Origin of the sequence: Weissella sp. DD23 (assembly GCF_001579105.1) — a bacterium.
Lineage (GTDB): Bacteria > Bacillota > Bacilli > Lactobacillales > Lactobacillaceae > Weissella > Weissella cibaria.
Map to the genome: position 1 here is coordinate 156,477 of NZ_KQ970394.1, position 8,240 is coordinate 164,716.

6 protein-coding genes are annotated in these 8,240 nt (G+C 45.3%); all 6 read left to right on the forward strand.

Features of this window, described 5'->3' with window-relative positions:
* Positions 1-612 precede the first annotated feature (612 nt).
* A complete protein-coding gene (locus WEIDD23_RS08165; protein ID WP_010370150.1) occupies positions 613-2,313 on the forward strand; it encodes an ATP-dependent DNA helicase in 1,701 nt (566 codons plus the stop codon).
* A gap of 367 nt (positions 2,314-2,680) precedes the next feature.
* The gene (locus tag WEIDD23_RS08170; RefSeq protein WP_010370148.1) at positions 2,681-3,433 is read left to right on the forward strand and encodes a response regulator transcription factor; all 753 of its coding nucleotides are present in this window, start codon (positions 2,681-2,683) and stop codon (positions 3,431-3,433) included.
* Between the two features lie 111 nt (positions 3,434-3,544).
* Positions 3,545-4,993: a sensor histidine kinase gene (locus WEIDD23_RS08175; RefSeq protein WP_010370145.1), complete on the forward strand. Its 1,449-nt coding sequence runs from the start codon at positions 3,545-3,547 to the stop codon at positions 4,991-4,993.
* Between the two features lie 276 nt (positions 4,994-5,269).
* Positions 5,270-6,223, forward strand: a complete 954-nt coding sequence (locus tag WEIDD23_RS08180; RefSeq protein ID WP_010370141.1) for a GRP family sugar transporter — start codon at positions 5,270-5,272, stop codon at positions 6,221-6,223.
* 111 nt (positions 6,224-6,334) lie between these two features.
* Positions 6,335-7,240, forward strand: a complete 906-nt coding sequence (locus WEIDD23_RS08185; protein ID WP_010370139.1) for an ROK family protein — start codon at positions 6,335-6,337, stop codon at positions 7,238-7,240.
* A gap of 140 nt (positions 7,241-7,380) precedes the next feature.
* Positions 7,381-8,240 (forward strand): aldose epimerase family protein (locus WEIDD23_RS08190; RefSeq protein WP_062358917.1); only part of this gene is annotated, 860 nt, incomplete at its 3' end.

Below are 8,240 nucleotides of genomic sequence, written 5' to 3' on the forward strand. Positions count from 1 at the left end.
GATAGTCGTAATTTTATTGCGTTTCATTCATGGGTAAAGCTGGACATAAGTTAACCTTAACGAGGAACAGTGCCTGATTATGAAAGCATCTTGACGGAATCGATAGTAGTCATTACGTATCCGATTGACGTATATTTTGGGGGCAATTTTGGCTGAGATGTGACGGCCCATATTTTTCCGTCAATTTTGGTGAAACAAACAATTAAATCGTAAAAATGCTTGATAATTGAGGATGACTATCGAACAGATAGAGCACATCTTGGCTGCTGGTATGGGGTTTGGGTGGGGTGTTGTGGAGTTCTTGCGGCATTAGTAGGCGTTCGAGGGAGGTAGCGGCACCAAAGAAATCTTAGTGGTTGCGTATTTTGGACTCGCTTCGAGGCCAAAATGGGTAAGCACTTAGATAGATTGGGACCGTGTCCCAGCCTTCTAATGCAGCTAGACGGAGCGACGCCCCACCCAAACCCCATGCCTCGTCGCAACGCGACGACACAGACACAACACAACACAACACAACACAACACACATAACTAACTAACTCTAATAAAGACCACCCCATCAAAAACAGTCGTATAATGCTGTAAGAAAGTAAGCGAAGGGAGGCACGTGCAGATGACACGATTTTCAGAGGACGATACAGAAATGTATTTCTGGCGCCACAAATTGCCAGAACAAATTTACCGTAAAACAAGTTTTGCAAAACTCATGGCGTCGACACCGGAATCAGAAATGAAGGCGTTTGCCCGTGAAATCTTCGATAAACTTCCGCCAGAAGCGCAGCAACGGCAAGAATATGATCAATGGCTGTTAGCCTTGGTTGAAATGTTGCAGCAACCACATCCAGTGCCGGAAGTTATGACCGAGCTGACGACCGGGATGCTGGCGGATGAGACGTTGACGGCTGGGCAAACCGCTGTTTGGCAGAATATGCAAACGACACCATCACCAATTCAAATTGTGACAGGGCGGGCTGGTTCTGGTAAGTCATATATGATGGCGCGCCTAATTCGATTAGCCCAACAACAAGATGTGAACACGTTGTTGATAACACCAACCCACGCTGCAGCGACGAATGCCCGTGGTCTTGTCGAGCGTGCTATTGGTGATTTACTTGACGAACATGAACCGGATTACTTGCTGAAGCCAGTTGACCACGTCACCATTGCGACGGCGACTAGTTTCACATACCGCAATCACGATGCCATGACGGAAATTGCACGGACAGGGCATTTTTTTGAAGATGCTGAGAAGGCCAGTCGGTATCCAACGTATGACCTCATGATTGTTGATGAGGCATTTGCTGCAAATGTGCGGGCGTTAATCGACACGATTCTCTACGGCTTAGCAACTGGGGCGCAAATTCTGCTTGTTGGTGATCCACACCAGCTACCATCAGTCGAGAATGACCCAGTGCCGTTTTTGAACGCGTTGGTGCTGGCGAACTTAGCAAACCAGACGCCGACCCTACAACAAATTAAGCGGGCTAATTCGCCAATTATTGCGACGGTTGCGAATGCTGTGCTAGATGGCGATGTGGCCCAGATTGAAGCACCGACTGAATTAATGCCAGCCGAAGTGTTGCCGGATGTTTTCCTGACGCGGCCTTACACCTTTGTGCCAATGTCAGAAACGGCACTGTTGTTTGTGGTTGAAACGATCAAACGGGCCTTAATCGCTGAACCAGATAAGGAAACCGTGGCGCTCGTACCAACTAACGAACTCCGCAAGCTCATTAATGCAGCTGTGCAGAATGCGTTACTGGATACAGCTGTTTTGCGGACTGAAGTACCACTATGGGTACGTGATGATTTAACGTTATATCCAGGTGACCGTGTTCAAGTGATGCAGACGGTTTACGTGACGAACCAAGCGAGTGGCGCACACGAGAAGGTCCGGATGCGTGGGGGTGACCGTATCACCGTGGTTGATGTGATGCCGGATTACGACATGGTGTTGGTGCAAACTGTTGATACGCCGGATCCGATTTTAGTTGATTTGAACGAAAGCAGTCAGACTGGTTTTAATCCATTTTCGTATGGTCCAAAGTTGGTGAGTGTCCGTGAGAATTTGGATTTGGGGTACGCGACTACGATTCATAAAATTCAAGGATTTACGCTGGATAATGTGTTGGTTGTCTTGCCGATGATTTCAAAGTTCATTACGACCAATTTAATGTATTCGGCAGTAACACGGGCGGCGTCGCATTTAGCAATCGTCGCGTTTCCGGCGGAATTAAAGCAAACATTAGCCAATAAGGTGACACATGATCGCGCAGCTATGCGACGGGTGCAAGGATTGATTGCGTCACAGTAAGGCCATAACATTCATTAGAAATCCGTGTTCGCCATAGAAAACACGGATTTTCTTCTTGTCATACAGAATGTATATCCGGAAAATGGGAGAACCTAAGCAAAAGGCAACTTATTTTTTGTTAATTGCAACAAATCTGTATTTACGTTGTATAATGTTCCATATAAGGGAAATGCTATAAATTTGGTGATATTTTCCGCCCGGTGCGTCTGTTGCATTATGAAAGTGTGAACTTTGTTTGAACAGGCGCGAGATTTTGTAGACGTTCTGTGAAAAAGGCCCAAATATCAGACATCGTTTGTTATTGTGGTAGATGTACAAATAAAAGAATTTTAAATTCAAGAATTCATTAAAGACGGGGAATAAGAATATGAAACTTTTGATGGTCGAGGATAACACGTCCGTTTCAGAAATGATGGGCATGTTCTTTAAGAAGGAAAACTGGGATGCATCATATGCATACGATGGTAACGATGCCGTTGCCATGTTTAACGAAGAGCCAGATGCCTGGGATATGGTTATCTTGGACTTGAACTTGCCTGGTTTGGATGGTATGCAAGTGGCAGTTAAGATTCGTGAAGTCTCAAAGCATGTGCCTATCATCATGTTGACGGCGCGTGACTCAGAGTCTGATCAAGTGCTTGGGTTGGAAATGGGTGCGGACGATTACGTCACGAAGCCATTTAGCCCAATTACATTGATTGCACGTATCAAGGCATTGCACCGTCGTTCAGAAACGGCTGGTCAACCAGCTTCTTCAGAACCACAAGTGCACGAAGATTTCGATGTACAAACACGTACGTTCAAGTTGAACTCAAACACGCGTGAAGCTTACTTGAATGGTAATTTGATTCAAGATTTGACGCCAAAGGAATTTGATTTGTTGCGTGTCTTGGCTAAGAAGCAACGTCAAGTGTTCTCACGTGAGCAATTGTTGCAATTGGTTTGGGATTACGAGTACTTTGGTGACGAGCGTACGGTTGATGCGCACGTTAAGAAGTTGCGCCAAAAGATCGAAAAGGTTGGCCCTCAAGTCATCCAAACGGTTTGGGGTGTTGGTTACAAGTTTGACGATTCTAACGTGACGTCAGATGAAGAATCAGAAGCTTCAGCAAAGGCCTAGTAAGCGCGCGCCAAGACAGTTATACTAGTGGCAGTGGTGCTTACGAAATAAAAAAGAGAGTCAACGAAAGATAACCACGTCGCTTTTGACGTGGTTTTTTGGTAATAACAAATGAAAATGATGTACCAGCAAATGCTGGCCTTCTTCACCGTTATTATGGCAACTTTGGTAATTGTCGGGATTTTGTTTACACAATTTACGACAAAAATGATTGAGGATAATACTTATCATCAATTGAATCGATACGCTGTAGCGGTCGCCGAAGAAGCGATGCGTTTTAAAGCTGATGATGGATCATTTGCGTACTTCGACACGAAGGGGTTGGAGACCGATGCTTCATTGCTTGAACAACAGAATATTAACTTTACGCTCTATAATGCTGACCGGAAATTGGTGTATCCAGAAACGCAAGTGAAGGAAACTGCCAATGTGACAAACGCTGAGTGGGCCCAACTCAAGCAACACAAAATTATCCAGAAGCGTGGTGCAAAGCAAGCTAATCCGGCGGATAACTCAGCGGCTAATACAATGGATGTGATGAAACCGTTCTTTGATAATAAGAATAAGTTAATCGCAGTCGTTGTGACTCGAGCGAATGTATCGACCGTGGCGGATAACTTGGACATGTTACGCAAGAACTTGTTGATTGCCTTCTTGGTATCCGTCGTCGTCGCCGTCATGCTGAGTTTCATTTTGTCGCAGCTGATTGTTAACCGCTTGCGCTTGATTCAGTTGGTTACACGCCGGGTTGCGGGTGGTGATTACACCGCCCAAGTTGAGATGCATCGTCATGACGAAATCGGCGCGTTAGCTGAAGACGTTAATGTGATGACGGCGTCGCTGGCTGCACAAGAGCATGAAATCGAAGAACAAGAAGAGCGCCGTAAAGAATTCATGGCCAATGCTTCGCACGAAATGCGCACGCCGTTGACCACGATTTCAGGAATCGTGGAAGGGCTGCAATATGGTGTCATTCCGGAAGATGAAAAGATGCACTCATACGATTTGATTAAGTCTGAAGCGGATCGTTTGACGCGTCTGGTTAAGGATAATTTGGACTACGAACGTTTGCGTCAAAATAAGGTTGTGTTGAAGAAGAAGGAATTCGACTCAGTACCAGTGATTTCAAACTTGTTGAACCAATTGTCTGGTAAAGCTGATGTGGCGGGCGATGAGTTTAAGTTGAATGCTGACTCACCGGTACCGGTCATTGCTGACCAAGATCGCTTTATTCAAATCATCTTTAATATCGTGAATAACGCGATTCAGTTTACGGAGAACGGTGTAATCACGATTGACGCCTGGCGCGAACCAGGTGAGGCACATTACAAGATTGCGGATACCGGTATTGGGATGACGACTGATCAGGTTGATAAGATCTGGGAACGTTATTACAAAGCGGACCCATCACGAACGAAGAAGGGTGAGTCTGGCTTGGGGATGGCGATTATTCGTCAATTGATTGAAGTCCACGATGGCCAAATTTCAGTTACTTCGGAACCTAATGTAGGGACGACCTTCCATGTGGTAATTCCGGATTCACAAAAAAAGACAGATTAGGACATTGTTGTGCAGAAAAAAGGACCGATTTTTCGGTCCTTTTTTGTTGAATTCAACGCTAATTGACTTACAATTGTTAAGAATTGTTTGTGAAAATAGCACATGATCTATCAGGCGCGAACCCGTTAAACGCCTACATGATAGCGTTTTCAAGAACTTTGCGAAAACGTTTTAAAAAAGTTAGCGAAAAGTGTTGTGCAAACGCTTTCATCATGTTATGATAAATCTCGTTGATAAGTGAACAAAAAATATTTTGATTGTGAAGGAAATTTAAATATGTCAATTTTAATTGCTCTTATTCCAGCGTTGGCATGGGGATCTACTGGTCTAGTTACGACTAAGATGGGTGGAACAGCCGCGCAAGGAACGTTGGGAATGACGTTTGGTGCATTCGTATTCGGAATGTTGACGTTGGGACTATTCGTTGTCCCTCAAGCAGGTGCTGACTTTGCCTTTAACCCACGTATCTGGATTGTTGGATTCGTGTCAGGTTTGTTCTGGGCTGTTGGTACGGCTGGACAATTCGTTGGTTTCAAGAAGTTGGGTGTATCAGTTGGTAACCCACTTTCAACGGCCGGCCAAATTGTGTCAAACGCCTTGATGGCTGCGGCTGTTTTGGGTGAGTGGACGACTGGTCGCATGTGGACGTTTGGTTTGTTGGCCATCGTTGCTGTTGTGGTTGGTGCCGTCTTCACGGCTTTGCCTGACTCAAAGGCGCCAGCTGAAGTTAACCCTGAGCACGACTTCAAGGGTGGCTTGGTTGCTGTTTTGATTTCAACGATTGGTTACATGATGTACTTCGTGTTCCCTAACTTGTTGAACAAGATTGGTTACATTTCAAACTCAGTTCACAACCGTCACGACGGTTTGGATTACATGACTGCGATTGTGGGACCACAATCAATCGGTCAAGTGTTGGGTGCCTTCATCATCGTTATCTTCTTCATGAAGGAAGGTAAGACGATGTTCCAAAAGGGTACTTGGATGAACATTGTAACTGGTTTGGTTTGGGCTTTGGGTAACGTCTTCATGTTTATCTCAACGGCTAACCCAAACATCGGTCAAGCAACTGCTTCAACGTTGTCACAAACGGGTATCATCGTTGGTACGTTCGGTGCCATCTACCTATTGGGTGAGAAGAAGTCAAAGCGTCAAATGGTCTTTATTGTTATCGGAGCGATTTTGGTCGTTATCGGTGCCATTATGATTGCTAAGTTGAAGACTTTGTAAAATTAATGCTGATAAACACCTGCAGAGCATCAAGTTCTGCAGGTGTTTTTTCGCATAATTGACGTATTTTTTCGGTACGATTAGCGTGTGAAAGTACAAAAGGGGGAACTTATGGAAGCTAAGGACTATTTGGCAATTGATATTGGGGGCACACGGATTAAGTATGGTCTCTTAGATCGCGCGGGGACGTTAATCGAAAAGGGGGACGTGGCCACACCAAATGAAACGCTATCTGAATTTGTGGCGACGGTCCGTCAAATTGTGCAAACGTACCGTTTTCGAATTCGTGGGGTCGCGTTTAGTGCGCCCGGCAAGGTGGATCATGGGGATGAGACCATCTATGCAGGGGGTGCTTTGCCATTTTTAGACCAAGTTAATTTGGCTGATGAACTACAACTCGATATCCCAGTGGCCGTTGAAAATGATGGTAAGGCCGCCGCGCTCGCAGAATTGTGGCTCGGAAATTTGACTGGTATTGATAATGGTGCAGCTGTTGTACTGGGCACTGGTGTAGGGGGTGGCTTAATTTTGAACGGCGCCTTGCACACGGGGGCTCATTTTCAAGCCGGTGAATTGAGTTTTATGCATAAGGGCGAGACACGCTTTGACGAAGATTCATACGGGAAAATTGGTTCAGCTGTACAAATGATTGAAACGGTTGCGACGGTTTATGACTTGCCTGATGTAAAAGATGGTCGCGCAGTCTTTGAATTAATCAATTTGCGGGAAGGACCAGCTTGGGATATTTTCAAACGCTATACCGATGATTTGGTATTAATGCTATTAAATATGCAGGCAGTCATTGATGTGCAACGGTTTGTAATTGGTGGTGGGATTACGGCGCAACCGATTGTGGTGGAAACAATTCGTCAGTCTTACGAAGAGATGGTCGCCCGTCGTCCGCAAGTACGTGATGGCTTTACGACACCGGAGATTTTACTAGCGCGCTTTGGTAACGATGCAAATTTGTATGGGGCTTTGTACCATCTGCTACTGCGTCTAAATCACGAAGTATAATCATTCATAATTTTGACACAGTTGGTATAGGCCGTTGATATAAAATAAATGTAAGCGGAATCAGTCAGTATGGTAAAATGAATATCGAGATAGAGTTTATTTTTTGAGACTGTAAGCCGATCAATGAAGGGGACATAAAAATGACGATTACAGTAAATGAACTAGGCACAATGCCTAATGGTGAAGTCGCAAAGCAAATTGTTATTGAAAACGCCAATGGTCACAAGCTTGGCTTGGTATCATGGGGCGCTTCATGGCAATTCTTCCAAACGAAGTCAGGCGAAGAACTTGTCTTGGCTTATAAGGATGCGCAAGGATACTGGGACCACCCATATTTCTTGGGTAATGCAATTGGCCGTGTTGCCGGTCGTATCGATGGGGCATCATTTGAATTGAATGGCAAGACGTTCAATTTGAAGGCCAATGAAGGCTCAAATGCCTTGCACGGTGGGGCTGACAACTTTGCGAACCGCAATTGGGACTTTACGGTTGACGAGGCTGCTGGTTCAGTGACATTTACAACCACAATGACGGAAGCAATTGATAACTTCCCAGGTACGATGCCAACATCATTGACGTACACGTTCAATGATAATGACGAGGTGAGTTTGACGTTCGCCGCTGAGTCGGATGAAGATACGTTGTACAACCCAACGTCACACGCATATTTCAACCCAGCCGGTATTGACACGGATGCCCGCGAATTGCACTTGCAATTGGCATCACCACGTCATTTGGAATTCCGCGCAGATCAAATTCCAACGGGAAAGTTGTTGGAAACAGCTGGTACGCCGTTCGACTTCCAAGCGGGTGCTAAGATTGGTGACCAAATCGCAAAGATGAATGGCGCATATGATGCTAAGTTTGACGATGCCTTTGAGTTGGTTTACGACGCTGGCACACCATCTGCTATTTTGACAGATGAAAAGTCAGGTCGTGCAATCGAAATGACGACGGATCGTAATGCCGTTATTTTCTTCATTACGAATCCTGCTGTTGC

Bases quoted from the DNA above. Each gene is read 5' to 3' on its own strand.
- WEIDD23_RS08180 (WP_010370141.1), top strand. From the start codon at position 5,270: ATGTCAATTTTAATTGCTCTTATTCCAGCGTTGGCATGGGGATCTACT.
- WEIDD23_RS08175 (WP_010370145.1), top strand. From the start codon at position 3,545: ATGAAAATGATGTACCAGCAAATGCTGGCCTTCTTCACCGTTATTATG.
- WEIDD23_RS08170 (WP_010370148.1), top strand. From the start codon at position 2,681: ATGAAACTTTTGATGGTCGAGGATAACACGTCCGTTTCAGAAATGATG.
- WEIDD23_RS08165 (WP_010370150.1), top strand. From the start codon at position 613: ATGACACGATTTTCAGAGGACGATACAGAAATGTATTTCTGGCGCCAC.
- WEIDD23_RS08185 (WP_010370139.1), top strand. From the start codon at position 6,335: ATGGAAGCTAAGGACTATTTGGCAATTGATATTGGGGGCACACGGATT.